26 protein-coding genes are annotated in these 26627 nt (G+C 45.9%); 7 read left to right on the top strand and 19 right to left on the bottom strand.

Annotated elements, in window-relative coordinates:
- Positions 1-66 precede the first annotated feature (66 nt).
- On the top strand, positions 67-1071 hold the full coding sequence (gene lplA / locus ACE04G_RS12435; RefSeq protein WP_449004246.1) for a lipoate--protein ligase: 1005 nt from the start codon (positions 67-69) through the stop codon (positions 1069-1071).
- Between the two features lie 288 nt (positions 1072-1359).
- Positions 1360-2163, top strand: coding sequence for a Cof-type HAD-IIB family hydrolase (locus ACE04G_RS12430; RefSeq protein ID WP_449004247.1), 804 nt, complete (start codon positions 1360-1362; stop codon positions 2161-2163).
- A 326-nt stretch (positions 2164-2489) separates the two neighbouring features.
- Here ACE04G_RS12430 and ACE04G_RS12425 read toward each other — a convergent pair whose 3' ends face one another.
- Both ACE04G_RS12425 and ACE04G_RS12420 read right to left on the bottom strand, forming a co-directional pair.
- A complete protein-coding gene (locus ACE04G_RS12425; RefSeq protein WP_449004248.1) occupies positions 2490-4016 on the bottom strand; it encodes an NAD(P)/FAD-dependent oxidoreductase in 1527 nt (508 codons plus the stop codon).
- 252 nt (positions 4017-4268) lie between these two features.
- Positions 4269-5207 (bottom strand): DMT family transporter, encoded by a 939-nt coding sequence (locus tag ACE04G_RS12420; protein WP_339182970.1) that lies wholly within the window; start codon positions 5205-5207, stop codon positions 4269-4271.
- Positions 5208-5327: 120 nt separating this feature from the next.
- Here ACE04G_RS12420 and ACE04G_RS12415 point away from each other — a divergent pair, with 120 nt between their 5' ends.
- Entirely contained in the window at positions 5328-6749 is a 1422-nt protein-coding gene (locus ACE04G_RS12415; RefSeq protein ID WP_339182968.1) for an aminotransferase-like domain-containing protein, read from the top strand.
- Between the two features lie 141 nt (positions 6750-6890).
- Here the strand turns inward: ACE04G_RS12415 and ACE04G_RS12410 are convergent, their stop codons facing one another.
- The 7 genes from ACE04G_RS12410 to ACE04G_RS12380 form a co-directional block, all read right to left on the bottom strand.
- The gene (locus ACE04G_RS12410) at positions 6891-7517 is read right to left on the bottom strand and encodes an ABC-2 transporter permease (protein WP_339182966.1); all 627 of its coding nucleotides are present in this window, start codon (positions 7515-7517) and stop codon (positions 6891-6893) included.
- Positions 7510-8376, bottom strand: coding sequence for an ABC transporter ATP-binding protein (locus tag ACE04G_RS12405; protein WP_336759570.1), 867 nt, complete (start codon positions 8374-8376; stop codon positions 7510-7512). The genes ACE04G_RS12410 and ACE04G_RS12405 overlap by 8 nt, the downstream gene beginning before the upstream one ends.
- A gap of 5 nt (positions 8377-8381) precedes the next feature.
- Positions 8382-8756 carry a GntR family transcriptional regulator gene (locus ACE04G_RS12400; protein WP_339185364.1) on the bottom strand — a complete coding sequence of 125 codons (375 nt, stop codon included), beginning with the start codon at positions 8754-8756 and terminating at the stop codon, positions 8382-8384.
- 228 nt (positions 8757-8984) lie between these two features.
- Positions 8985-9566 carry an ATP-dependent Clp endopeptidase proteolytic subunit ClpP gene (gene clpP / locus ACE04G_RS12395; RefSeq protein ID WP_017689971.1) on the bottom strand — a complete coding sequence of 194 codons (582 nt, stop codon included), beginning with the start codon at positions 9564-9566 and terminating at the stop codon, positions 8985-8987.
- 18 nt (positions 9567-9584) lie between these two features.
- Entirely contained in the window at positions 9585-10460 is an 876-nt protein-coding gene (locus ACE04G_RS12390) for an RNA polymerase sigma factor (RefSeq protein WP_339182962.1), read from the bottom strand.
- A 117-nt stretch (positions 10461-10577) separates the two neighbouring features.
- Positions 10578-11384 carry an MBL fold metallo-hydrolase gene (locus tag ACE04G_RS12385; RefSeq protein ID WP_339182960.1) on the bottom strand — a complete coding sequence of 269 codons (807 nt, stop codon included), beginning with the start codon at positions 11382-11384 and terminating at the stop codon, positions 10578-10580.
- A 283-nt stretch (positions 11385-11667) separates the two neighbouring features.
- Positions 11668-12114: a hypothetical protein gene (locus tag ACE04G_RS12380; protein ID WP_339182959.1), complete on the bottom strand. Its 447-nt coding sequence runs from the start codon at positions 12112-12114 to the stop codon at positions 11668-11670.
- A 140-nt stretch (positions 12115-12254) separates the two neighbouring features.
- On the opposite strand from ACE04G_RS12380, the gene ACE04G_RS12375 reads away from it, so the two are divergent.
- Positions 12255-12881, top strand: coding sequence for a C39 family peptidase (locus ACE04G_RS12375; RefSeq protein ID WP_339182957.1), 627 nt, complete (start codon positions 12255-12257; stop codon positions 12879-12881).
- A gap of 60 nt (positions 12882-12941) precedes the next feature.
- Positions 12942-14192, top strand: a complete 1251-nt coding sequence (locus tag ACE04G_RS12370) for a hypothetical protein (protein WP_339182955.1) — start codon at positions 12942-12944, stop codon at positions 14190-14192.
- A gap of 192 nt (positions 14193-14384) precedes the next feature.
- On the opposite strand, the gene ACE04G_RS12365 is transcribed toward ACE04G_RS12370, so the two are convergent.
- The 4 genes from ACE04G_RS12365 to cysT are packed head-to-tail and all read right to left on the bottom strand — an operon-like array spanning position 14385 to position 18150.
- Complete coding sequence (locus ACE04G_RS12365) at positions 14385-15449, bottom strand: sulfate ABC transporter substrate-binding protein (RefSeq protein ID WP_449004249.1); 1065 nt, start codon at positions 15447-15449, stop codon at positions 14385-14387.
- Positions 15450-15474: 25 nt separating this feature from the next.
- The gene (locus tag ACE04G_RS12360; protein ID WP_127544178.1) at positions 15475-16539 is read right to left on the bottom strand and encodes a sulfate/molybdate ABC transporter ATP-binding protein; all 1065 of its coding nucleotides are present in this window, start codon (positions 16537-16539) and stop codon (positions 15475-15477) included.
- Position 16540: 1 nt separating this feature from the next.
- Complete coding sequence (locus ACE04G_RS12355; protein ID WP_221819205.1) at positions 16541-17338, bottom strand: sulfate ABC transporter permease subunit; 798 nt, start codon at positions 17336-17338, stop codon at positions 16541-16543.
- Positions 17335-18150: a sulfate ABC transporter permease subunit CysT gene (cysT, locus tag ACE04G_RS12350; RefSeq protein ID WP_339307342.1), complete on the bottom strand. Its 816-nt coding sequence runs from the start codon at positions 18148-18150 to the stop codon at positions 17335-17337. The genes ACE04G_RS12355 and cysT overlap by 4 nt, the downstream gene beginning before the upstream one ends.
- Positions 18151-18495: 345 nt before the next feature.
- Here cysT and ACE04G_RS12345 point away from each other — a divergent pair, with 345 nt between their 5' ends.
- Positions 18496-18897 (top strand): secondary thiamine-phosphate synthase enzyme YjbQ, encoded by a 402-nt coding sequence (locus ACE04G_RS12345; protein ID WP_076327247.1) that lies wholly within the window; start codon positions 18496-18498, stop codon positions 18895-18897.
- A 190-nt stretch (positions 18898-19087) separates the two neighbouring features.
- Here ACE04G_RS12345 and ACE04G_RS12340 read toward each other — a convergent pair whose 3' ends face one another.
- The 5 genes from ACE04G_RS12340 to tkt form a co-directional block, all read right to left on the bottom strand.
- Positions 19088-19690 (bottom strand): TetR/AcrR family transcriptional regulator, encoded by a 603-nt coding sequence (locus ACE04G_RS12340; RefSeq protein ID WP_221819202.1) that lies wholly within the window; start codon positions 19688-19690, stop codon positions 19088-19090.
- Positions 19691-19695: 5 nt separating this feature from the next.
- Positions 19696-20328, bottom strand: a complete 633-nt coding sequence (locus ACE04G_RS12335) for a YigZ family protein (RefSeq protein WP_339308633.1) — start codon at positions 20326-20328, stop codon at positions 19696-19698.
- Between the two features lie 176 nt (positions 20329-20504).
- Positions 20505-21860: a glucose-6-phosphate isomerase gene (locus tag ACE04G_RS12330; RefSeq protein WP_486094469.1), complete on the bottom strand. Its 1356-nt coding sequence runs from the start codon at positions 21858-21860 to the stop codon at positions 20505-20507.
- A gap of 189 nt (positions 21861-22049) precedes the next feature.
- Positions 22050-22367 (bottom strand): pyrimidine/purine nucleoside phosphorylase, encoded by a 318-nt coding sequence (gene ppnP, locus ACE04G_RS12325; protein ID WP_017689983.1) that lies wholly within the window; start codon positions 22365-22367, stop codon positions 22050-22052.
- A 335-nt stretch (positions 22368-22702) separates the two neighbouring features.
- On the bottom strand, positions 22703-24745 hold the full coding sequence (gene tkt / locus ACE04G_RS12320) for a transketolase (protein WP_036610788.1): 2043 nt from the start codon (positions 24743-24745) through the stop codon (positions 22703-22705).
- 434 nt (positions 24746-25179) lie between these two features.
- On the opposite strand from tkt, the gene ACE04G_RS12315 reads away from it, so the two are divergent.
- Entirely contained in the window at positions 25180-25659 is a 480-nt protein-coding gene (locus ACE04G_RS12315; protein ID WP_339307340.1) for a hypothetical protein, read from the top strand.
- Positions 25660-25732: 73 nt separating this feature from the next.
- Here ACE04G_RS12315 and purU read toward each other — a convergent pair whose 3' ends face one another.
- Positions 25733-26626, bottom strand: coding sequence for a formyltetrahydrofolate deformylase (gene purU, locus ACE04G_RS12310; RefSeq protein ID WP_017689986.1), 894 nt, complete (start codon positions 26624-26626; stop codon positions 25733-25735).
- Position 26627: the final 1 nt, after the last annotated feature.

The raw sequence follows: 26627 nt of genomic DNA, 5'->3' as shown, positions 1-26627 counted from the left end.
TTGATATACAAGGTTCACTACATAAGGGACTAGCAATCCCTCACATACATTAATGGAGGAATGACCATGCTGTTTGTAGACAACCAGGGCATTACAGATCCTTCTGTAAACCTTGCCATTGAGGAGTACATTCTGAAGCATCTGCCGATGGAGGATGACAGCTATCTGCTGTTCTACATCAACCGTCCGTCGATTATCATCGGAAAACATCAAAATACGATTGAGGAAATTAATATCGAGTACGTTCAGGATAACGGTGTGCAGGTGGTTCGTCGTCTTTCGGGAGGCGGAGCGGTATATCACGATCTGGGCAACCTGAATTTCAGCTTTATTACAGCGGATGACGGTCAATCCTTCCACAATTTCCGCAAGTTCACCCAACCTGTCGTTGAAGCTTTGCACGAGCTTGGTGTAAATGCCGAGTTGACCGGGCGTAATGATCTGCAAGTCGGCGAAAAGAAAATTTCGGGCAACGCCCAGTTTTCCACACGTGGGCGCATGTTCAGTCATGGCACATTGATGTTTGATCTGAATCTGGAGCATGTTCAGGCTTCCCTGAACGTCAATCCCGAGAAGTTCAAATCCAAGAGCACCAAGTCCGTGCGCAGCCGGGTCGCCAACATACGGGATCTGATTGACACCAACCTGACGATTGAGCAGTTCCGCGATGAGCTGTTACGTCACATTTTCAGAATGGAGCCACAGGACGTCCCGCAATACAAGCTGACTGACAAGGACTGGGACAAAATTAAGGAAATCTCCGCTGAGCGTTATAATAACTGGGACTGGAACTATGGCTTGTCTCCAGAAAGCAATGTGAAGCACACTCGCAAATTCCCTGTTGGCATCATCGATCTGCGCATGAACATCAAGGATGGACGCATCGAAGATATCAAAATCTTTGGCGACTTCTTCGGTGTAGGCGATGTGGCGGATATCGAAAATATGCTGCGTAGCAAGCGGTATGAGGAATCCGAGGTGCGTACTGCGCTTGAGGGCCTGGATGTAAAACATTACTTCGGCAACCTTGAGCTGGAAGACTTTATCGGCCTTGTTTTCCTGGAAGAGTAGGTATATAAGTTCAACCCAAGAATGTTTACACCTGCCACTCCGATGACAGAATAACCTTCCGATCGCTGTTATCCCCAGATTTTTTTGATTCCCTTCTTCATAGGGAAAATCCGGTGATAGCTTATGCTTCCGATGTAGCTTTCTTTCAGAAAGCTTTCAGGCGAACGCTCCGCTTCTTCAGGTTTTTTCTGTCCTCTCCGTTCTCGTGTAAAACGTCTAGTTGAACTGATATAGATTAAGTCGGGTATAGATACAAATAGATACAGATAAAAAAGGAGAGAAATACAGATGACCTACAAATTAATTGCAATCGACATTGATGACACCCTGATCAACGACAACAAAGAAGTAACCCCTGCTACACAGGCTGCACTGGAACAAGCGGTTGCCCATGGTGTAACTGTAACGCTGGCGACTGGACGTGCTTATGCTTCCGCACAAGCACTTGCTCGTCAAACCGGACTTAACGTGCCGATTATTACGTATCAAGGCGCATTGGTGAAAAACCTGCTGGACGAAAAAGTCCTCTATGAGCGTTACGTTCCACAGGAAGCTTCCCGAAAATTGTATGATTACTGCCTGGAGAACAATCTCCACCTTCAAACATACATTGACGACAAACTGTATGCCCGTGAGGAAAACGACAAGCTGCGTGATTATGCCAAATTAAACGGCACTCAATACTACATCGAATCTGATTTCATCAAAGTCATCGAACAAAAAACACCAAAGCTGCTTATTATCGATGAGCCAGACTACTTGGATAAAGTTGCCGTTGACCTGCGTGAATTGCTCGGACCACAAGTGCATATCACAAAGTCCAAACCTTACTTCCTGGAGATCATGCACAACGAAGGAACTAAGGGCCATGCCCTGACCTTCCTGGCGGACCATTTCGGTCACCAGCTCAGCGAGTGTATTGCTATCGGCGACTCCTGGAACGACCATGAGATGCTCGAAGTTGCTGGTCTTGGTGTAGCGATGGGGAATGCCATCCCTGCCCTGAAAGAGCTGGCAGACTACATTACGGCAAGTAATAACGAAGATGGTGTAAAAGAGGTTATTGAGAAGTTTGTGCTGAACGCAGAGTAATTAAGATCAACGAACAGCCCAGTCGGCGAATTTCGCCGTACAGGGCTGTTTTTTTGATTTTAAAAATATGTTCATTATCCTGTTTAAACGATTATATTAGGTATATTTCTCTGTTATTTTTTATGTTTTGAGAGCAACAATGCGGTAATCAAGGATAATTGTAGTGAAATCGTAATCGCCATAGATAAGATGACACGATTTGTATCTTGGACATCGGCAAAAAACAAAACAATAAAAAATACAATGAATGAGATTACAATGCTAGCTATGAAATTTAAAATTATTCGTTTCATATTTTGCCTACTTTCGCACCACGATTCATTGTTTTACTTGCTCATGGCATGCTGGAAAGACTCCAGCAGTTTTTTGATTTGCCCATCAAATTCCAATTGAAATGACGGAATGATCTCATCTATTCTTTGTTGGAAAAGCTCCGGATCTTGGACACCAAGCTCTGCTCTCAACTCCATTTCTTCTTCGGAACCATTGTCGTTCAGGATCATGTTCAGGATTTCACCTTTAAAGTATTCACTTGGAGGAAGGATTAGTGCATTCATCAGGAACTGGGTAAAAAAGAGATGTTTATTATTTTCCTGACTCGCCTTTTTCATCGCCTGCTTAGTAAACAAGTTTATATACTTCTGAGCAAACGCAACCCCTTTCATTCGGGAAGGCCCAACATGTTCGACCCCTTTCCAACGCAGATCGGCCACAGAACTAAGCCACCAGGCCGGTTCAATAGCCTGCTGCATACGAAGCAACACTTGGCGCTCAAACTGCGGCTCAGGATGCATTCGCTGCTCATCCAAACATTTCGCTATGGTCTCGGCTTCAATTGCAGCGACCGTCATGCCTTGGCCATGGATCGGATCGAAACTGCAAAATGCATCGCCAAGGACGAGTAATCCGGAGGGCCAATTCTCCATGAGTTCAAAATGTTGACGGACAGACTCGGAAATACGGTATCCCCGCGGCCCTTGAAAAGGCTCCAGCTGTTCTTCCAACGCTACGATTTCATCCGAAGCAAACAGATGTTTGATTTGCTCTTGGAACTCATCCAGATGAGTTGAAGGATATTCATCTCCCCCTGCGTTGAACAGTAACAGTCCGGCGATATCATTTTCAATGCGCCACAACATGCCTGCACGAATTCCTTGCACAGGATCGGACTCTGTTATCACCGTGCCCCATTCATTTTGAATAGAGGATGGTATCTTATAATAGCGGGTGCTGTAACCAAGCGACACCTTCAGCACTTCCGGCTCAGGCACGGAAAACCCTATCTGTTCAAGCCATCTGATCAATTTGGAAGAACGTCCCGCGGCATCAATAACCATATCTGCTGCAAGCATTTCTTCCCGGTTATCCCGACCTCTTATTTTGGTATACACGCCTGTAATCGAACGCTGATCTTCTGATGCCATTAACCCGGTAACTTCCGTACTCGTTAAGAAGCTTATATGATCTATGTTCTGGACTCGCTGACGCAGTACCCATTCCAGCAGAGCTCTGCTGCTCGATGCAATTTTGAATGAGGAAGCAGCATTCGCCTTATTAACTAATCTACCGTAGCGATTGGCAATCATAAACTTCTCTTCATGTGAAGGAATGGCACCAAGCGCGACCAATTCGTCATTGTATCCGGGAAAGTAATGTTCCAGAATGAGTCCGCCGCGCGGCAATACACGATGTGGATGAAAGGATTGAGGCACACCCTGCCGATTTGCCGGCTCAGAAGGCAATTCATCTCGCTCAATGATACATACCTCATCATAATAATCAGATAACATCCTTGCAGTGATTAACCCTGCAATACCTGCCCCGATCACCACAGCTTTTTTCATTTCGGACATCGCCACTTCATCCTCTCTAATCCATCATATTTTATCTACACTTGTAGCCCTATTAAAAAATTACTTATAATACCAATATACACTTGGAATCTCGTATCATGTAAGAATCATTGTGTTGATAATATATAGCTAAACTACAATAAGGAACTGATGTAGATGAAAATGATTGATAAAAAGGTGGATTTGAGAGTTACCCGAACTCATAAATTGTTAACGATGGAGCTACTCGATCTGTTATGTGAGAAAGGCCAGCTATTTTAAAACAGATTCGGAAGCCTGCACTGTCATCCTCGCACGACTTCTTTTCTTCAACCAGCTGCTCACCTTCTCATTCATCGCCAGCAGACCTGAAACGACCAGCACCACACCGATCCACGTAACCCAGCTGACATGTTCACCATAGACAACAGCACCAAGCCCTACGGCAATGGGTGGTGAAATGTATAACCATGTTGCTGGAAACAACGGGTTGGTACGCGACATAATCCAATAGAACAGACTATGCCCCACCATGGAGCCAATGACAGTCAGATAGATCACCGACGAGACGGCAGGCACCCAGTCCAGAGTAGACATATTCCACGATTCTGTTCCGACTGAGAGCAGGGATAACAGCAGTCCCCCATACATCATCTGCACCGCATTGATCGCTATAGGACTAGCCTCCTTGAACTGATGAATAACCTTTTTGGAGTACAAGGCACCTGCTGAATAACAGACCTCCCCCACCAGTACCGCGATACAACCCCACATGAACAGGGAACCTGCACCAAACGATACACCTGGCAACACAACCAGAACCACACCGGAGAACCCGATCAGGCAGCCTGTAATCATACGGGCAGATGTTTTTTGCCGTAACAGCGCCGTCTGCATCAACATAATCATCAAAGGCCCTGTCGCTGACAAAATCGCACCAACGCCCGAACTCACATATTGTTCAGCCCAATATAAGGTCGCAAATGTACCAAACGTCAGTCCTGCACCTGTAATGAGCATTTCTTTACGCCATAGCAGGGAAATATTGACCTTTCCCTTCATCCACATCCATGTAAACATCAAAGCCCCTGCAATGATAAAACGGAGTCCAGCGGACAGAAAAGGCGGCATGCCTGCTTCCACTCCAATTTTAATTGCCAGAAACGTTGTTCCAAAAATAAGACACATTACGGTAAATGCGATCCCAACCATGCTAGCCCCTCCTTCATCTGTTCTCCATCATATAGCACTGTCTACAGAACAGAATGAACAAAACAGAACAGATATCTTCCGTTTACTGTTACAATAGAATTCAAAAGGAGCGTGAGCCGGGTGGGCAAAACCATGATGATGACAGATAACAGCCTGAAACTATATGAGCAAGTAATCCATTATCTCGTCGTGCGTATAGAAGCGGGAGAGTGGGCTGAACATGAAAAACTGCCATCTGTACGAAGCCTGTCCGAGCTACTCGGCGTACATCGCTTGACCGTTTTCAAAGCCTATCAGGAGTTAAAGGAACGTGGAAATGTGTATGTAAAGGATAAGTCTGGCTATTATGTTAGTCCAGCGACCCCATTCTCTGTAACGGATCAGGCGGATGATCCTGCTGTGTCTGCTTGGCTGCATTGGGATTCACTAGCGCGGGTACAGTCTCTAGAAGCAGAATACCAATTTTCCAAATCGTTAATTGATCCCTCTCTGCTGCCCAACCGGTATTGGGGAGAACTGATGCGTGATCTGCTGGATCAATATCCCCGTTTGCTCGGAACGTATTCCACAATTCAGGGAGATCTGGAATTGCGAAGTGCGCTGGCAAGCCATCTAACAAAAAAAGAACGCTTCTATCTCTCCGCAGACGAAGTGCTCATTACTTCGGGTGCCCAGCAAGCGATCGATGTCATCTCGCGGACGCTGGTCAAACCCGGAGATCGGGTGTTGATGGAACGGCCTACGTATGGACCGGCAATGGAGATTTTCCGCAAGCAGGGTGCTCGTCTGATCTTTACGGATATTCACTCGGAAGGTTATGATCTGGAGCAGATTGAGCATTTGATGAAATCGGAGAAACCACGCTTATTCTACACGACGCCAACTTTTCATAATCCAACCGGCGTTAACGTTCCAGTAGAACAGCGCAAGCAGTTACCCGAACTTGCAGAACAGTATGGATGTTTTCTGCTCGAAGACGACAGCACCTATGATATCTATTTTAAGGAGAAACCTCCTGCACCGATTTTCACCTACGACACCACTGGACACACCCTGTACATCCGTAGTTACAGCAAGTATGTTGCACCCGGACTAAGGATTGCAGCCATCATATGCCGTCAGCGTTTCATGCCAGGACTACAGGCTGTAAAATCACTGACAGATAACGGATCGCCCCTTCTGAACCAGAAGCTTTTTCTCCGTTATTTTCAGTCAGAACGTATGCATCAGCATCTGTCCAAGCTGCGGACCGCCATCCAGCTACGGATGGAAGTGATGGAACAGTGTCTGCTGGAAACGGACTGGACGTGGACCCGGCCGGAGGGCGGACTCAACTTTTGGGTGGAGCTTCCTGAGGGTGTGGATACCGGAAGACTGCTTCACCGATGCATGGAACAATCCGTTGCATTCGTACCCGGAACCGTATTTGATTCTTCGGATAATTCAGCCAGTCGCAAGTTGCGCCTGTCCTTCTCTTATGCGCATGAGCAGCAGATTCGGGAAGGGATGAGCAGACTTATTACGCTGGCCAAACAAATGTAACGTTTGGATTCCCTGGAATTGACGTCACTCCGAAGAATATCTAGTGTAATTGCCCTCTCACCCTGCTGCATCAAAAAAAGTCGCCTTGTGGCGACTTTACTTTTGGTGTTCTATACTCTTTACCTGCAACCCGCTCTGTGCTCAAAGGTCTTTTCTTGCAAACAAGCGAATGGTAATCAGATAGGACGCAAAAAACAAACCTATAATGCCTACGGAAACCAACGTCATTGTCGTCGTGGTAATTATGCCGTTCTCGTTGGCCATACTCATGAGGTACGCAACGGGTTGCGCCAAAATAATCATGCAGACCATGAATATCGCATTGATGATGCCAGCACCTTTTTTGCTAAGTCCGTAGAAAAGAGGCATGTATATGGAAACCAACGCAAGCACCATACCTATGGAAATGACAATATCCCTAAGTGAATAATTCGGCTTGTTCAGTTCAGGATAATTCAGGTTCACAAGCTCGTGAATTCCGTACGACGCGAGCACCCCGAATAGCGCGTAGACTATGGCAGACAAGTACTTTGCTTTTACAATCTGTTTACGGCTAACAGGGAGCGTCACCAGAAAATTATGATTATGGTTCTTGATATCAATCATGGTTGCCATAATAATGGAACCAAATGCAGTATAGATGCCTACAAAATACATCGACATTTCACTCTGCGGTATGAATGCGAGACTGAATACCACCAAGTATAATGCAATAATCCATAGTGAACTTTTCAGTACAATGAAGTCTTTACGAAGTAGGTTAAGCATATTTGCGTCCTCCCTTCGCCGTAAAATAAATGAGGTCTTCCAACGTAGGTCTTTGTATAAGAGCAAGCCTGCCAAATAACTGTTCGGCCTCTGCCTTATGATCCGACAATGCTTCAAAACCAACGGCTGTCTCGCGTATTCCGATGAAATGTTTCCGAATGTCGGAATCAAGCAGACCCATATCCCCTTTTACAATCGTATACCTTTCCAGCACATCATCTTTTGCCTCGTTGAACACCAGTTTCCCTTGATGAATAAACGTAATATAGTCTGCAATCCGTTCCAGATCCGTCGTAATATGCGTCGAGAAAATAATGCTCCTTGTTTCGTCCTGTATCATATCTGCAAGCAGATCGAGCAGTTCCCGCCTAAACACAGGATCAAGTCCAGATGTCGGTTCATCCATAATCAGCAGATCCGCTTCATGCGACAAAGCTACGGCGAGAGAATACTTGATTTTCATGCCTTTGGACAGATCCTGGATTTTCTTTTTGGGAGACAGTTCGAACTGATCCAAGTAGTCATTGAACGCTTTATTGTCCCATTTGGTGTAAAAAGGAGCGATCATTTGTGTCATCTCACGGATCGTTAGATGCTCATAGTAAAAACATTCATCGGACACAATGCCAAGGCGTTGCTTGATATCAACTTCCTGATTGGGCATCTGGCTGCCCAATGTCTTGAGGCTCCCCTTATCGGGATGGATCAGACCCGTGATCATTTTGATCAGAGTACTCTTTCCCGCTCCATTCGGACCAATAAGTCCCGTAATATATCCTTTTTTCACGTCCAGAGATACATTATCTACTTTAAATAAAGGATACGTTTTGGTTACATTACGTAATTCGATCGCGTTCATTATGCTTATTCCTCCTCAACCAACAATGTAAGATGATGGATTACATCCTGTGAACTCATGCCCAGTTCTTTGCTCTCACGAATCACTTCGAGCATCTTCTCTTCCAATTGTTTCATCCGCCGCTCCCGAATAAAGTCCTGATTGGCTCCAGATACGAAGCTCCCTTTGCCTACAACTGAATCGATCAGCTTCTCCTTCTCCAGCTCTTCATAGACACGTTTAGTTGTAATGACACTGACTTGCAGATCCTTGGCGAGCTGCCGAATGGAGGGGAGACTATCTCCAGCAACCAATTCTCCGCTCAAGATGCTCTGTCTGATCTGAGTTAAAATCTGCATATAGATCGGATCGCTCGAAGCGTTCGATATTAAAATGTTAATCTTTCCTCACTCCATTGATGTTAAATAATTTTCGGTAGGTATAGTGTATATATATAATATATACACTATACCTACCGATGGTCAATCCTTATTTCACATTATTCTCATTCTGATTCGATCCATAGACGTGGACTGGCTAATCTGGACGACAAAAAAGAGGACGTCAGTTTCCTGTTCGTCCTCTTGATTAATCAAGCCCGGAAGGTCACATGACCTTCCGGGCTACTGTTATGAGCTGGATATGACCTTATCCACCAATCCATATTCGACTGCTTCAGCAGCGGTCAAGAAATAGTCTCGATCCGAGTCCTTCTCAATCCGCTCAATTGACTGTCCTGTATGGTCGGCTAACAGCTTGTTAAGACGTTGTCGATGCTGAATGATGCGGTTAGCATGAATCAGCATATCCGACGCCTGCCCCCGCGTACCACCATGTGGCTGATGGATCATAATCTCGCTGTTGGGCAATGCCATACGTTTGCCTTTTGTTCCACCCACCAACAAGATCGTGCCAAAACTTGCCGCCATACCTGTACAGATCGTGGAGATATCTGGCTTCACAAATTGCATCGTGTCATAGATTGAAAATCCCGCAGTCACCGAGCCACCAGGACTGTTGATGTACATCTGGATGTCCTTCTCCGGGTCCTCTGCAGTCAAAAACAACAACTGAGCCACAATGGCATTTGCCATCTGATCCTCAATCTCCCCGGACACCATAATGATCCGGTCTTTGAGCAAACGTGAATAAATATCATAACTCCGCTCTCCACGAGCTGTTTGTTCCACTACATACGGCACTACATTCATATGTGTCGCCTCCTCGATTTAGGCAACCATGTTGACCGTGTACCCACCTCCATATGACATCGAGTTCATGCCAGAAGTAGAGTACCCGTACATCATTGGCTGCATGGATGGAGACGGCAAAGTCTGCTGCAAAATCGTCCCCGCCACAGCCATCGGATCATCGGTCCGGTTCAGGCACAGATCAATAATTCGGGCTGTATCTCCATTACGAAATGCCAGCAGATAGCTGCGCAGTTCCTCCCGATTGTCCTCCACTGCGCCTTCCTCATACTGCAATTCTGTGTCGTCCGATTGTTCCAACCTGTGCCTCACTTCAGCTATGGCAGAGCGGGCTCGACTTAACGCTGCTTTCACAGCACCTTCTGTCGTATCCAACATTTCCGCAGTCTCTGCCGCCTTATAACCCATTAATTCACGTAATACATATATCACTCGCTGCCACGGAGGTAGCGTATTTACAAGAAGTTGTACGGCAGACTCCAATTCCTCGAATTGCCTTTCCTCCTCCATCTCGTGCAGGAGCGGCTTCAAGCTATCCAATTTACATGCTAATCTCTCCCGCTGACGTAGGATATCAAACCAGCTGTTGCGTGCAATACGAATCAGATAAGCTTCCCAGTTTATATCTTTATTCATCCCATAAGTTCCAACTACACTCGACGACAACACTTTGAGACAGGTCTCCTGAACCAAATCCTCCGTGTCTGGAACTGATTTCGTCAGAGATAAACAATACGCATACAACGAACCCATCAGATCGGGTAGTAGAGTACGGATGCTTTGGTTCAATTGATTTTTTCTGTCGTTGCCATTAAAATCAACATCGAATTTATCTTGTTTACCATCATCATGTGGTCTGTTGATTCTGCAATCCACGGACTTCACAAAGGCCATCTTGGGGGCCCCCCTTTGCTGGTTCCTGATTGATTTTGACTTACACTATGTAAACGAAGAACCCCTTGTAAAGGATACGCTCTTCTGAATTTATTTTATTACGCTAGTTAAGTTGGGTTACGCATTCGTTTCCAGCTTTAATGTTCCAAGCGGCACCTTCATCCCGGTAAGGGCAATCGTAATGCCTTGATCCAGATTATAATTCTGCCGTAGATCGACGTCATGAGACATATGTGTAAAATAGGTATGACCTGGCTTCAGTTCCCGCAGCAGCTCCTGCGCCTCACCCATATCGTACACGGAACGTGTCGAGAATTCCGCAAGCTCATGCACAAAGCTCGTTCCGAGCACCAGCAGATCCAGTCCGTGCAACGGCTCTTTCTCGGTTGCTTTCAGGTCAATGGCATCCGAACAATACGCCCAGCTATACCCTTCCCGTACGAGTCGATACGCATAGGAATAACCGTTTTTACCGTGGCAGACCTTCCATGAATGTACCTTCCAGCCGCCCAGTTCAATACCGTCATCCGTTTCCAAAAAGTCCATATGACGCCCCAACCAGGGAAACTGTCCCTGAATCGTAACAATCACTTCACGTGGCGCATATAAACGCCCCTTCACGCCCAACCAGCGACACGCATCCGCCCATTCCGGCAATCCTCCAATATGGTCAAAATGGGCATGAGTGATGAGCAGCGTATGCACCATACGCACCCCCTGATCCTCCATCTGTGATCTCCAGTCTGGTCCGCAGTCAATCATGAATCCTTCGCTAGCACCATCGCCATCACCGTCAATCAGAACAGAAGAGCGTTTCCGTTTATTCTCTCCCGTAAGCCTCGCCTCTGTACATACGTCGCAATCACAATACACACGTGGAACGCCCATCGCATCGCCAGTGCCCAGAAATGTTAGCTGATCCAATCCGCATTCCCCCTGAATTAATGATATGTAAATTGTAATCGTCCACCCCTGTTTTTGCAAAAAAAAGACCATCCCGCTGCAGTTCTACACTGCAATTCGGGACAGTCTGTGGTCTGACACTTCACCGTCAGACTTTAATTCCATGCTTCGCTCCATTCGGGAGCGTACGCTTCGTCAGCATGTAGTGCAACCTTATAAGCGGGTCATCCGCATGAAGATCAGGACTTACCTTTTAAACAGGCCACGACTGATTAATTCGAGTCACATCCACTCGGCGCTGGAACTATACCAGTGCCCGCAGCTTCAACGTCAGTTCCTGACCCGCAGGTACATCCTTCGAATCCGTAATCACCCAGTTCGACGCAAGCCGCTTCGCCAGTACCTCTGCCTGCGCCGGTTTCAACTGTAATCCGGTGATGATTCCTTCACCCACCGTGAAATCTTTCTCTGGCTGCACTTTAAAGGCCTTTTCCAACCAGATTCCGAGTCCACCACGTGTGTTAAAGGTAATCCGGTACCCATCTTTTACTGCTGCCTCCAGATTTTCACCATGCTCATCCGCATACGAGAAAAATTCGTTATATCGGTATTCCTCTTCAGACACGGCGTCAAAAGCGGAAACATCTTTCGCTTGAATGGCTTTTAATATTTCTTCCTCAGGCATACCCTTACCGCGGGCCTGCTCCAGTCGAATCGCTGTACTTTGGGATAATTTGATCTCTGCACTCATCCAACTCACACCTTCCTGCACTATGTAACAATCATGATTCAGTATACCCCTATTATAACCTTTTGGCAGTAAAAAACCTCCATCTCTACTTCCATTGAAATGAAGAGTTAGCTTCCGGTCTCAAGTTTACTTTCATTGTTTTGAAATGTAACTATCATAGCTTAAAACAACAACAAGTTCTTCCAAAAAAATTAAAAGATTTACAAATTCACAAGGATAAAGCTGAAAGTAAATTCCAAATAATGGCAATTGGTGACTTAAAAACGGTAGGTGTTACCCCTTTCAAACAGGAAACAACATATTGGTGTGGACCAGCTACGTCTAAGCAAGTATTAAATTACCTAAATGGCAGTTCAGAATCACAATCATATTATGCACAAAAAATAGGAACCACAAAAGATGGAACTGACTTTACAGTTGTTGATGACGTACTAAATAATCTTCAATCAAACTATACTTATTCATACTCTACGTCACTTCCAATTGAATCATGGAAGTATGCCATCATGTATTCATCGGATAACTACCATCCAGCTGTATTAGATTTAAAAATTACCGGAAATGAATTAGAAAATTATACGGGAACTGTAAGCGGTCATATAATAAATGTCTCAGGTTATGATTTTAGAACAAATGATGCAAAAGTAAGACTCACTGATCCTTACGATCAAGGAAATAGAGGGAAAACGCATGGTAATAAGTGGTACACGCTTGAAAAAGTGTGGCAAGCTAATCAAAACCACTTTAGACAAGCAATTATATGGTAAAATCAGGTTAAAGAAGGGAAGCATGCTTCCCTTCTTTACTACTCTACAGGAGGCTTCGACATGAAAGAGAAGTATAGATGCATTTATTTCTATCTCATCATTGTGCTTATATTACTACTTACAGCCTGTAACCAATCAACTCCAGCAAATCAAACTATAGATCAACATTCACTTGAAAAACCTTCTAGTACATTGGAAACTGCACCTGAAACTAATTTAACAGATTTATCTCAAAAGCCAACGTTATCCGAACTTCCACAAGCTAAACCCGATGTTAAATTTAAGCTTCCTTACACAATCGATTCAATTACAATTAAAAATGATATTCTAGAGCGTAACACCATCGTTTCCAGCTATAAAAATGATAACGGTATCGTCATTTTTAGTAGAGATTTTTCTACAACTGAAGTGATGGAGATGGAAATCATTCAGTTTGACACGAAAAACAATACCTATATCTCCCAATATCGTGCTGCGAAAGGCATGATTATTAATACCCTGGTGTCCGTTGGCGATGACTTATTTTGGGTAGAAAATCCATCCAAGTCAACAGATAATACTACTCCATGGAAAATTAAACGAATGAAACGAGATGATCTTGATGCAACCGCTACCGTTTTTGCCGAAGGGATTAGCGAAGATCAGATAGCCGTTCCAGTATTAAGATCCAATCAAGATGAAATTAGCTGGATAGAGAAGAAGATTACCAATCACATCGTGAAGAACGAAGCTTACATTTATAATGTGAAGACTCGTATCAAGACCACGGTAGCCACACAATTTCTAAATGAACAATCAAAGAACAGAGAAGGTATCTTCCTTGATTTACAAAGGCCTGTAAAAGAAGGATTATTGATACAACAAACGGTTTTTGAAAATAAAGATCAGAATAATGAAAAACGGTTTGACATTGTTATGTATCCTAAAGACCATTCCAAACCTGAGCTTATTGTTAAAGATCGTGAAGACATTTATGATTTCACAGTAAATGAGCAATGGATTGTATTGACAACGGAGAGTACTACTGAAATCTTAGATAGAAAAACTAAAAAACTGATATATTCCATTATTCACGACAGCTCGCTACTCGGTGGATACTCGCCTTTTTTATTTGAAAATCAGCTTATCTACAAACAATCCCCCTATATTATGGCTGTAGATTTAACCACAGGTAATAAACAACGGTTAACCACAAAAGAAGGAAGTTATACCCCTATTACTAATTTCGGGGATATTCTTACCTTTACTCGTATGGATTTTGGAAAGGACAGGACTCAAGCAGAATTATTTTTTGTCAACTTGAATCCTTAGAATACCAACAATACTGATTAATAATATTTCTAGAGAAATCCTGTTATAACTCACTCTCACTGTAAATGGCCTCCCCATGGTTAGACATTATCTAACCATGGGGAGGCCATTTCAATAATATTCTAAACGATTATCACACAAAACTTTAAGCCTCTGTACTAAGTAAACAAACGTCCAAATTCATAATTCAACCTATAATCCAGCGAGCACCTGATACCACACGCCACGTTTGGAGTACAACGTACTGCGTACCTCATCCCATCCACCCAGATAGTTGATATCAAATAACCCTTCAGGCGTTGGGAATGTCGCCTCGGTCTGTGCAAATACATCCGGATCTACTGAACGAAAACCATGCTTGGCAAAAATGCGCTGCGCTTCTGGTGTACGCAGATAGGCGACAAAAGCTTCCGCCAGTTCACGATTCCCATGTTTATCGGCATATTTATTCACCACAACTGCCGGGTTTTCAATCAGGATCGTATTTTTTGGAATGACGATATCATAATCTATACCTTTGGCGATCCGGGCAAGCAATTCATTTTCATATGTAACAATTACATCACCCACGCCATATTCGAATGCCGCCATCGAAGAACGCCCACTCTTGTCCAATGATTCAACGTTACGATGTACCTGTTCGAGAAAAGCCTTGGCTACGGCAGGATCTTTCTTCCCCTCTTGCTCCTCCGACAGTTTCAATCCGGCACCATAAATGGCATTAATGTCCCATTGTGCTCCTCCGGATGTCTTTGGATTGGGGTACAGTACCTTCACTCCTGGCTTGGTTAAGTCCTGAAAATCACGAATACCGAGCGGGTTGCCCGCTCTTGTGCCCAGAACAACAATTGAACGGGTGATCATACCCTCATTAGGGGTCTGTTTCCAATCAGAGCTAACCAGATCGGCTTTGACCAACTTCTCGATATCACTCTCCATCGCGAGCAAGGCCACATCAGCCTCGAATCCACCAACGATGGCTCTTGCCTGTGTACCCGAAGCTTCATAGGATTCTTGAAAGTTAATCGTCTGTCCGGTTTTTGCCTTCCACTCCTCTTGGAACTTGGGTAGCAATTCGCCTACAGCATCTTTCGCTACACTATAAGCACCAATCACCAGCGTATTGGATGAATCGTTACCAGAGGGCTCGTTCTGTTCACTTGCCCCCTCCTGCTTGCTGCATCCAGCGGTCATGCAGACGAGCAGAAGCATGAGGGCAACATATAAGAGTATGGCTTTCTTCTTCCTCGTCTGCATGGGCAGCCCCTTTCTTCCACTTGATCTAAATCATCACCGGCATCGGATCTTCCTTCAGTCGGTTCTCAACCACCCAACTGTTGGAGTCATTGAACAGGTATGCACGGTGTACAAGGACTCGAATTTGTTGACCGATCTCCAATGTCGTTTTCTCCAGGGAACGATATGTGATTAACTTATGACCCTGTACGTCCACCTCTACCATCCATTCACTGCCGCGGAAATGAAGATGTTTGACTGTACCTTTTTCCGTTGCAGACAGCATGGTGAATTCGTTTTTCAAGCCGATCTCAATATACTCCGGTCGGATCAGCGCTTTGGTACCTTCACCCTCAACCGCATGTTCGAATCCTTTCAACTGGGAGGCATCCTCCACAACCGTAGACTCCCCGATAAATGTAGCGACAAAAGGGGTCTGCGGGTTTTTGTATATATCCCAAGGTGTGCCCTTTTGCTCCAGACGACCTTGGCTGATAATCATAATCTCGTCCGCCACTTCAATCGCTTCATCCTGGTCATGTGTTACAAAAATCGAAGTGATTCCTACCCGCTCGATTAGCTCACGTAACCATGAACGCAGTTCCTGACGGATCTTGGCATCAATGGCCGCGAACGGTTCGTCCAGCAATAACAGCTGTGGCTCCGGGGCGAGTGCTCTGGCAAAAGCAACACGCTGACGCTGCCCACCAGACAGCTGATGCGGATAGCGCTGTTCGAAACCTTTTAACCCGGTCAGTTCAACCAGTTCCATTACCCGATCACGGATCTGGGCTTTTGGTGTCTTCTTAACCTTGAGTCCAAAGGCGATATTCTCAAATACCGTCATATGTTTGAACAAGGCATAGTTCTGGAATACAAATCCGATGCCCCGCTCCTGTGGAGGCAGATGGTTCACGACTTTTCCGTGAAAGCGAATCTCCCCGGAACCCGGATTCTCCAGACCCGCAAGCATCCGCAGAATGGACGTTTTCCCGCCTCCGCTGGGTCCAAGCAGACCGATCAGATGGCCTTTGGCAATATCGAATGAGACATCTTTTACCGCATGAAAATCACCGAAATGTTTGTTCAGATCACGGACTTCTACATGCATATCAATGCACTTCCTTTCGCTTCTTGGCCCATTCCATCATGAGCAGCAGCCCGACGGAGAAGGTTACCAGCACCAACGCCACACCATTTGCGGCAGCCACATTAAAATTCTCAACATCCTGATACACCAGGGTTGTTGCGGTCTGCGTTTTGTTCATAATATTACCGGATACCACCAGCACTGCACCGAATTCCCCAAGCGAGCGCGCAACCGTCAAGACTAGACCATACACTACCGCCCAGCGGATCGAAGGCCATGTCACACTCCAGAACGTTCTCCAGCCGTATGCGCCAAGTGTAGATGCGGCCTCCTCTTGCTGGGAACCGAGTTCCTGCAGGACAGGCATAACCTCTCTGACCATCAGTGGAAAGGTAACAAATAACGTTGCGATCACCATACCCGGGAAGGCATAGACCACATTGAATCCAATCCCTTCAAAAAAAGCGCCCATAATGCTGTTAGGTCCCAACATCAACACAATCATCAAACCGCCAATGACAGGAGATACGGCATAAGGCAGGTCTACAATGCTGTTCAGCAGCCCTTTTATCTTTTCACTCAGCCATCCGGCACGAACCAGATACAGAGCCATCATGATGCCAAACAATGTATTTAACAGGGTGACCACCAGGACAACCAGTCCGGTCATCATCAAGGCATGTAGCGCCTCAGGACGCATTAACCCTTTCAGGAATCCACCTGCCCCGTCTTCAAATGCACCAATAAAAATGCGTCCGAGCGGGATGATCAGCAGTACAATAAATACCGCAAACGTCAGTCCGATTAAGAGTCGTCTCATCGTCTTCTCCCCCGCATCTGCACCAGATTGATCAGCCAGAGGATCAGGAAGGAGAGCGTCAGGAGCAACACGGATACAGCAGCAGCTCCCGTTGGATTATCACTTTCAATCTCCCCGTAGATAAATACGGAAGCGGTCAGTGTTCTGCCCGGAATGTTACCAGCCACCAGCACGACAGCACCAAATTCAGCCAGTCCTCTGGAGAAAGCGAGCATCCCCCCACTGATCATGCCAGGTGCCATGGAAGGCAAAATAACCTGCATGAACGTGCGAGCCTTGGATGCCCCCATCGTGTACGAGGCCTCTTCCTCGGAAGGATCGATTTCTTCCAGCAAAGGCTGCACCGCACGGATAACAAACGGAAACGTGACAAAGGTCATCGCGATAACAATGGCGGGCTGGTGAAATACAATCTCAAATCCCATGGATTCTGCCAGTCTCCCGATGGCACTGACCGGACCCAAAAGCAGCATAATCATCAAGCCGCCCACCGCTGTTGGCAGTGCAAACGGGAGATCAACCAGACTGTTGAGAAACGATCGACCTACAAAGCGATACCTTGTCAACACCCAAGCGATCATCGTGCCCAAAACCACATTAATCAGCGTGGCAATCACGGCCAGCCGAATGGTCAGCAGTACGGCTTTCCACGCGATGGGGTCCATAATGCTCTGAACAAAGTTGCTCCATCCTTCGGAGAAGGAATTGACGTACACACCGATGATTGGAAGTACAATAAGTACGATAAAATATAACAATACGGTACTGCGGAATCCCCAAGTCCATCCCTTATGACGAAGAACGGTATTCATTGCTGCGTTCCCTCCCAGCCTCCGGCTTTAGCTCCGGTCGGCAGTCTTCCTGGTTTTAATACGACATTTTCCCTAAGTTGGATGATATTACTTTAATATTATTCCCATTAGTCTACTTGGTTTTGCTTTTCTGATACTTTACCAGTTTGCAGTGCTAATCGTCAATGCTTTTATTGAATATAATTGGGCCTCATATGAGAACGATTAATAAAAATCACTTCAGGTTATTTCTGTCCTCTTCGTTATGGTGCAATTCCCATAATCAGCGTCATTGTGGTTTGTTTGGTATGTAGTGGTTAAGGTACAATCGAGGGTAAGAACAGAGATGATAAGGAGTGATCTAACATGTTATATACGAAGAATATATCCACTTCCACACGAGACGAAATGAAGGATATCACATGGGACGTGAAGCAGGTTGTCCAGAGTAGCGGAGTGCAGAATGGGACGGTGCTCATCTACTGTCCACATACGACGGCCGGTATTGCCATCAACGAAAATGCAGACCCGGATGTGAAACACGATGTCTTGTTGCGTCTGGACGAAGTATACCCTTGGGAGCATCCCGAGTATCGACATGCCGAAGGCAATACAGCCTCTCACCTCAAATCGATCACTACAGGGCCATCACAGACGGTGATTATTCACGAAGGCAGGCTGCTGCTTGGCCGCTGGCAAGGCATTTACTTTTGCGAATTCGATGGACCACGTGAGCGGGAGTACTTCCTCAAAATCATGGAAGGTTAGTTGGGTCCAATAGGCCTGCCACCCACTCGTTCATTTTTGATAAACACAAACAGGCGGTCCACCCTCATTCCGGGTCGGAGCCGCCTGACTTGGTTTGCTGCGCATACTAACTTTCGCGAGACAACGTTATAAAGGATTAAAGTTATGACAAATCACCGCCCTGAAGTGTAGGGGTGCAACAACAGCGCCATTATTGGTCGCCAGACTGCTGACCCAGATTGCGGCACAGCACTTTGACATGAGACAGCGCAGACGATTCAATCTCCACAAACGTTAAACGGTCCTGAATGTAATAAGAAATGAATCCGTGCATAGCCAAAAATAGCGTACGCGGTACCCTTTGAATATCCTCTTCCGTACAGTTCTCTTCATTCATATACTGCCTTATAATCGATGCAAACAATTCGAAGCAACGTCCCTGTTCGGCACGACAATAAGACAACAGTTCTTCGTCCCTGATCATAAACATAATTTCGTATTGGTATGGATTCTCCAGACCAAAGCGAATAAACTCCATCATGATATGCTCTACCTTGCTCACATCATCACGAACCGGCCTGACCATGGCTTGCAGCAGCAAATGCCCCAGATGATTAAAATCTTCAACCACGATGGCATAGAACAGCTCTGCCTTTTCCTTAAAGTGATAATACAGCGACCCATGACTATAGCCCAGATGCTGGCCGATGCTTCGCATCGAAATGGCGCGGTATCCTTTGGTAATAAAAAGGTGCCTCGCCGCCTCCAGTATCCGCTCCCTCGACAACTCCTGTTCGACTGCTCTTCTAGCCATATATTTTATTCCCCTTCAATAAAATAAAGCCGCTGTCCCTCCGTGATCCGGGATTGCCCTTGCGTCAAATCCGTGATCCAGGCTACAAAAGCCTCGGTTTCACTATCCGGCGGAAGACAAGTCAACGTAACCTTATCGGTGAATCCAGTTTCACCTGTACGGACTTCCCGGCTTCTTAACTCATTTTCCACTTTACCCAGCCACGTATAATCCAGTTCAACAAACACTTCACGATGCAGCACGTTGGTAATGGCTTCTCCGGCTTCAATGGCTGCTACAGCTCCATCCGTATAAGCACGAATTAACCCGCCAGCTCCAAGCATAATTCCCCCGAAGTATCGCGTAACCACAATTGCCACATTTTTTAATTTCTGATTTTTGATCACTTCAAGAATGGGTTTCCCTGCTGTTCCGCTGGGTTCCCCGTCATCGGATTGCTTCTGGATCTCGTCCCGCTCCCCAATCATGTATGCAGAGCAGTTATGAGTTGCATTCCAATGTTTTTTCTTGATCTCATCGATGAAAGCAACAGCTTCTGCCTCTGTCGTGACCGGCATAATATGACCGATAAATCGCGACTTCTTGATTACAATTTCCAGATTGCCCGGTCCTCGAACCGTGCGATAACGTTCAATCATTCCAAATCCAACTTTCTGATCTTTTCCTGAGTCCATTTTACAAGAAAGCAGTTCACCGCGCGAACGCGGACGAACTGCCCTGGTTATCTACATCCGGGAACCCTGCATCTTACACAAACAGTGATTCCCAGTTAGATTTACATTACCTTATTCAACTATATGAGCAGACCGATGAATTATTCGGAAAGTCTCGCTTCGAGCGCTGCTTTCTCTTCTTCAAAGCCTGGTTTGCCCAGCAATGCAAACATATTCTTCTTGTAAGCTTCCACGCCTGGTTGGTCAAATGGATTGACGCCCAGCAGGTAGCCACTGATACCGCATGCTTTTTCAAAGAAGTATACCAGATATCCGAAAGAATATGGAGTCATATCTGGAATGTTCACAATCAGGTTTGGCACTTGACCATCTGTATGTGCAAGCAGTGTTCCTTGGAATGCTTTTTTGTTAACAAAGTCCATAGTTTTACCTTCAAGGAAGTTCAAACCATCCAGATCGTCCGGATCGGATTTGATTGAGATATGCTCTGCAACTTCAGTAACCTGGATAACAGTTTCGAAAATATTCCGGCTACCTTCCTGAATGAATTGACCCATGGAGTGCAAGTCTGTAGAGAAATCAACGGATGCAGGATAGATCCCTTTGTAGTCTTTACCTTCACTCTCTCCAAACAGTTGTTTCCACCACTCGGATACGAAGTGCAGGGAAGGCTCATAGTTTACAAGAATCTCAGTTCCTTTGCCTTTGCGATACAATGCGTTACGAACTGCAGCATATTGATATGCTTCATTCTCAGCTACGTTCGGGTTGCTGTATTCCTTGGATGCGTCAGCCGCACCTTGCATCATTTCTTCGATGCTGATACCAGCTGCTGCGATTGGCAGCAAACCTACAGCTGTCAGAACGGAGTAACGTCCGCCTACATCATCCGGGATAATGAAAGATTCGTATCCTTCTGCATTTGCCAGTTCTTTCAATGCACCGCGTGCTTTGTCTGTTGTAGCATAGATGCGTTTGCGAGCTTCTTCTTTACCGTATTTCTCTTCCAGTGCTGCACGGAAGATACGGAATGCAATTGCTGGCTCTGTTGTTGTACCGGATTTGGAGATGACGTTAACGGAGAAATCTTTGCCTTCAACCAGATCCAGCAAATGAGTTACATATGTGGAACTGATATTGTTTCCTGCAAAATAGATTTCAGGTGTTTTGCGTTTGTCTTTTGGCAGATTGTTATAGAAAGAGTGAGTCAGCATTTCAATCGCTGCACGTGCACCCAGGTATGATCCACCGATACCGATAACGATCAGTACTTCGGAGTCGCGTTGGATTTTGGCAGCCGCTTTTTGAATGCGGGCGAACTCTTCTTTGTCATAAGCCGTCGGCAGGTCAATCCAGCCCAGATAATCGGAGCCTGTTCCTGTTCCGTTGTGAAGCTGCTCGTGAGCCAGACGAATCGGTTCTGCAAAATAATCCACTTCATGCTGATTTACAAATTGCAATGCCGTGCTATAGTCAAATGTCACTTTTTTTGCCATGATCTCAAAAACCTCCTGATTTCGGTTATATTTTTTCCGTATCCGTATTCCATTCTAAACAACTTGCCTTAAGGATACTTCAAATCCACGGGGCTGACAAGCTTGCAGCTCGAACTTTGTCGTTAGAATTCAAGAAGCAAAAAGGGTAAACCGAATCCGCGGGTTGCGGTTCTGCTTACCCTTCTTATGTTATTCCGCCGGGTACGAGCAGACGTAGTCAGTAACGCTGCGTATCTCCAGTTTAAATTTGGACTCGGCAGGCACGTGGAACGTAGCTTGGCCTTGAATCTCTTGCCACTCTTCTTCTCCGGGAAGCAATACTTTCAGATCTCCGGACAGAATCTCCATAATTTCACGGGAATCCGTACCGAACTCATAACTGCCTGGAAGCATGATGCCTAGAGTCACTTTGCTGCCATCCCCCAAAATAACCGTTCTGCTGGTTACCTGACCATCATAATAAATGTTGGCCTCTTTCACTACACTGACTTGATCGAATTGTGACATGCGTACCCGCTCCCCTGAAGTTAATGAAAACAAAAGGCAAAACAGATCAGGGCGATAACGAGTTACCGCCCATGCTCTGCGGAAATAACTTACTGCCATGGATCAGGACAGCATGAAGCTCTCCCGACCATAGCAGCGCTTATGAAGCTATAAGTGCGTGTTCAAAAAGTCAGGTTTTCAGTACCGCGAAGATGGGATGAAGCTAGAAATGGAGTAGCGGAGCGTAGGAGAAAACTACGTGAGCAACGGACATTTCGGCTGAATCCCATCTTCGACGCTGATGATGCCGTGAGGCATCCTTCGTAATCAAAAGCAGACTTTTTCAACAACCTCTATTACAGCAATGCTTTTACGCGGCTAACCACGTTGTCCACTGTAAAGCCATATTCTTGGATAACACGGTCGCCAGGCGCGGATGCACCAAATGTGCTGATTCCGAGAATGTCACCTTGATCTCCAACATATTTTTCCCAGCCCATTGGATAAGCCATTTCAATCGCAAGACGAGCTTTAACATCCGGAAGAAGAACGGACTCTTTGTAAGCTTTGTCTTGTTTCTCGAACAGATCCCAGCTTGGCATGCTGATTACGCGAACTTGGATACCTTGTTCAGCAAGTGCTGCTTGAGCTTTAACAGCCAATTGCACTTCAGAACCTGTAGCGATGATTTGTGCTACCGCTTTGCCATCTTTTGCATCAGAGACAACATAAGCACCACGTTTCACGTTCTCACGTGAACCTTCAACCGTACCTTCCAGGATCGGCAGGTTTTGACGAGTGAGTACGAGTGCAACCGGGTTGCTCTTGTTCTCAAGCGCATAAGCCCAAGCAGCCGAAGTTTCATTACCATCAGCCGGACGAATAACCGTCAGGTTAGGAATGATACGCAGGGATGCCAGTTGCTCGATTGGTTCGTGCGTAGGACCATCTTCACCAACAGCGATACTGTCGTGAGTCAGAACATACGTTACAGGCAATCCCATCAGGGCAGCCAGACGAACAGCCGGACGCAGGTAATCGGTAAATACGAAGAACGTACCTCCGAATACTTTCACACCGCTGTGCAGTGCCATACCGTTCATTGCTCCAGCCATACCGAATTCACGGATACCGAAGTAGATGTTACGGCCGGAGTAATCTTCTGGTGTGAAGTTCTCCAGGTTGTTCAGGTGAGTCATTGTAGAGCTTTCCAAGTCAGCAGATCCGCCTGTCAGTTGTGGCACGTTGTGTGCCAGACCGTTCAGAGCGTTACCGGATGCTACACGAGTGGAAAGAGCTTTGTCTGTTGCTGCATATTTAGGAAGATCACGGTCCCAACCTTCTGGAAGGTCGCCGTTAATCGCTGTTTCGAATTGAGCTGCCAGCTCAGGGAAAGCTTTTTTGTACTCGGCAAATTTCTCATCCCAAGCTTTGTTAGCAGAGATACCACGATCTTTCACTTGTGCAAAGTGATCGCGAACTTCAGCTGGTACGTGGAAGTTTTCTTCGTAAACCCATTTGTAATACTCTTTAGTCAATTTGGCTTCGTCTGCACCCAGTGGAGATCCGTGAGTACCGCCGTGGCCGCCTTTACCTTGTTTGTTAGGGCTACCATAACCGATAACCGTTTTAACTTCGATCAGTGTAGGACGCAGTGTATCTGCTTGACCTTCCTGAATTGCTTTTTCGATTGCAGGCAGATCGTTACCATCTTCAACGCGCAGCACTTGCCAGCCATAAGCTTCAAAACGCTTCGCGATGCTTTCGGAAGAAGACAGATCCAATTTACCATCCAACGTGATGTCATTGGAGTCGAACAACATGATCAATTTGCCCAGGTGCAAACGTCCAGCCAGGGAAGCTGATTCATGAGATACGCCTTCCATCAAGTCACCATCACCACAGATTGCGTAAGTGTAGTGGTCAACTACGTTGAATTTGTCTTTATTGTATGTTGCGCCCAGTTGAGCTTCAGCCATCGCCATACCTACAGCCATTGCAATACCTTGACCCAGTGGGCCGGTTGTTGCATCAACACCTGCAGTATGTCCAAATTCCGGGTGACCCGGAGTTTTGCTTCCCCATTGACGGAACTGTTTCAGTTCTTCCATTGGAAGATCATATCCGCTCAGGTGCAGCAAGCTGTACAGCAACATGGAGCCATGTCCTGCAGACAGGACAAAACGGTCCCGGTTAACCCAAGTTGGGTGGTCCGGGTTATGAGTCATCGTTTTTGCAAAAAGTTGGTACCCCATTGGAGCGGAGCCCATAGGCATACCCGGATGTCCGGAATTTGCCTTCTCAATTGCATCAATCGCCAAAGTACGTACGGTAGTAATCGACAGGTTGTCGATTGTGGTGTTCTCGTCCTTTTGAATCGCTTCGTTCTTGTCAGTCATGGTTTGTCCTCCTCATGTCTTTAGATAAGTCGGGTGCGCAAGCGAATCCCTCTCATCATACAAGCAAACCGAATTTCACAATAAGTGAATCCGCTTGAGTGTTTCATTTTGACTTATTCACTTTTGTATTGTATCACTTGGCGTGAAGCTTTTCCATAACCTTCTTTTAGAAGTTCGTGAAAATCGGTGGTTTGTGATGAATAATCCTTAGCTTATCAAGCAAAAATCGTACTTTACAAGGTACTAAATTCCAAAAGCAGACTTAAGGAGCCTCACAAATCCATCGCATGAAGTATAACCTTTAACCTGAAAACCATGCATTTTTTAGATATTCATCCTCAATTCACATATAATGTTCCTTAATTATGGATTCGAGATTCGGGCATTGGTTTACTTTTCAGATGTACACGCGTCAATCATAGGAGGTCACGATCATGCCAGATCCTGCTGCTCACCCATCAACATCGGTAAAAAACTCATTACCCTGGTTATCCGGTATTTTAACGGGAATCCTCTCGGGAGTTGTACTTGGGTTTTTCCTCAAAATGATTCAGGCCAGCACAGGCGAACAAGTATATACCCTGCTGCTGAATATTGATTTTGTGCCTGGTCTTCCGCCAACCTTACCCGAATTCATTGAATTTGCTTTGCATCTCATCGTGTCCGTTGTCATCGGCATCTTCTATCTGTGGTGGGTAAGGCATTCAGGCCGCCCTATGATCAAAGGAATTTTACTTGGTGCAGTCTCGTCCTTGCTCTATATCCCACTCTCTCAATTGTCATCACGTGTTCCAGAGCTGTACGATGTGTCCGCCATCCTCTACTGGATTGTAGGACATCTGCTGTTTGGTACTGTGCTTGGCTTGTGCGGAAAGTATATCAACACAACAAAAAAAGCGACTCCCGTTTCGTAAACGATTGGGGTCGCTTTGTTGTTAATCTATTATGTGGTTCCGAATCAACCTTGCACAGTATTAAAGCATGAGCTTAAAATACGACGGTTTTATTTTCGTGAACGAGAACACGGTCTTCAACATGCCATTTCACGGCACGTGCGAGCACAACACGCTCAATGGTACGTCCGATACGTTTCAGCTCGGTTACATCGTCCCCGTGGCTTACACGCTGCACGTCCTGTTCAATAATCGGGCCGCCATCCAGTTCTTCCGTAACATAGTGGGCTGTCGCACCGATAATTTTGACACCACGGTTGTACGCCTGCGCATACGGTTTACCACCCACAAAGGCTGGCAGGAACGAATGGTGGATATTAATGATTCGATTACGGTAGTGCTCAATGAACATGGGAGAGATGATCTGCATGTAACGAGCCAGAATGATCACATCCACATCGTTGCCGATGACGTCCAGTTGGCGCTGTTCCGCTTCTTTCTTCGTATCTGCTGTAACCGGAATATGATGATATGGAATACCGAATGATTCTACATAGTCCTTCATGTCCAGATGGTTGCTGACCACAAGCGCAATATCGGCATCCAGGTCGCCTGCCTGCCATTGCCACAACAATTCAACCAGACAATGATCTTCTTTGGATACAAAGATAGCCAGTTTTTTCTTGCGGCTGACCGCAGATAACGTCCACTCCATCTGGAAACGGCTTGCCACTTCTGCAAAATCAGCTTCGAGTTTCGGCAAATTGACCAACAATTGTGGAAGATCAAACTCAATCCGCATAAAGAACATGCCGCCAGCAGGGTCCATGGTATACTGGTCCGACTGAACAATGTTTGCACCATGCTGGTGCAGGAAATGAGATACGGCAGCTACAATTCCTGGACCATCTGGACAGGAAATAAGCATGCGCGCACGATCGGCGCGGTTTTTAGAATCAGGGCGTACTTGTTTAGCGTGGATCTCCATC

The organism is Paenibacillus sp. AGC31, from assembly GCF_057334655.1.
This window is presented reverse-complemented; position numbering and strand designations above follow the sequence as displayed.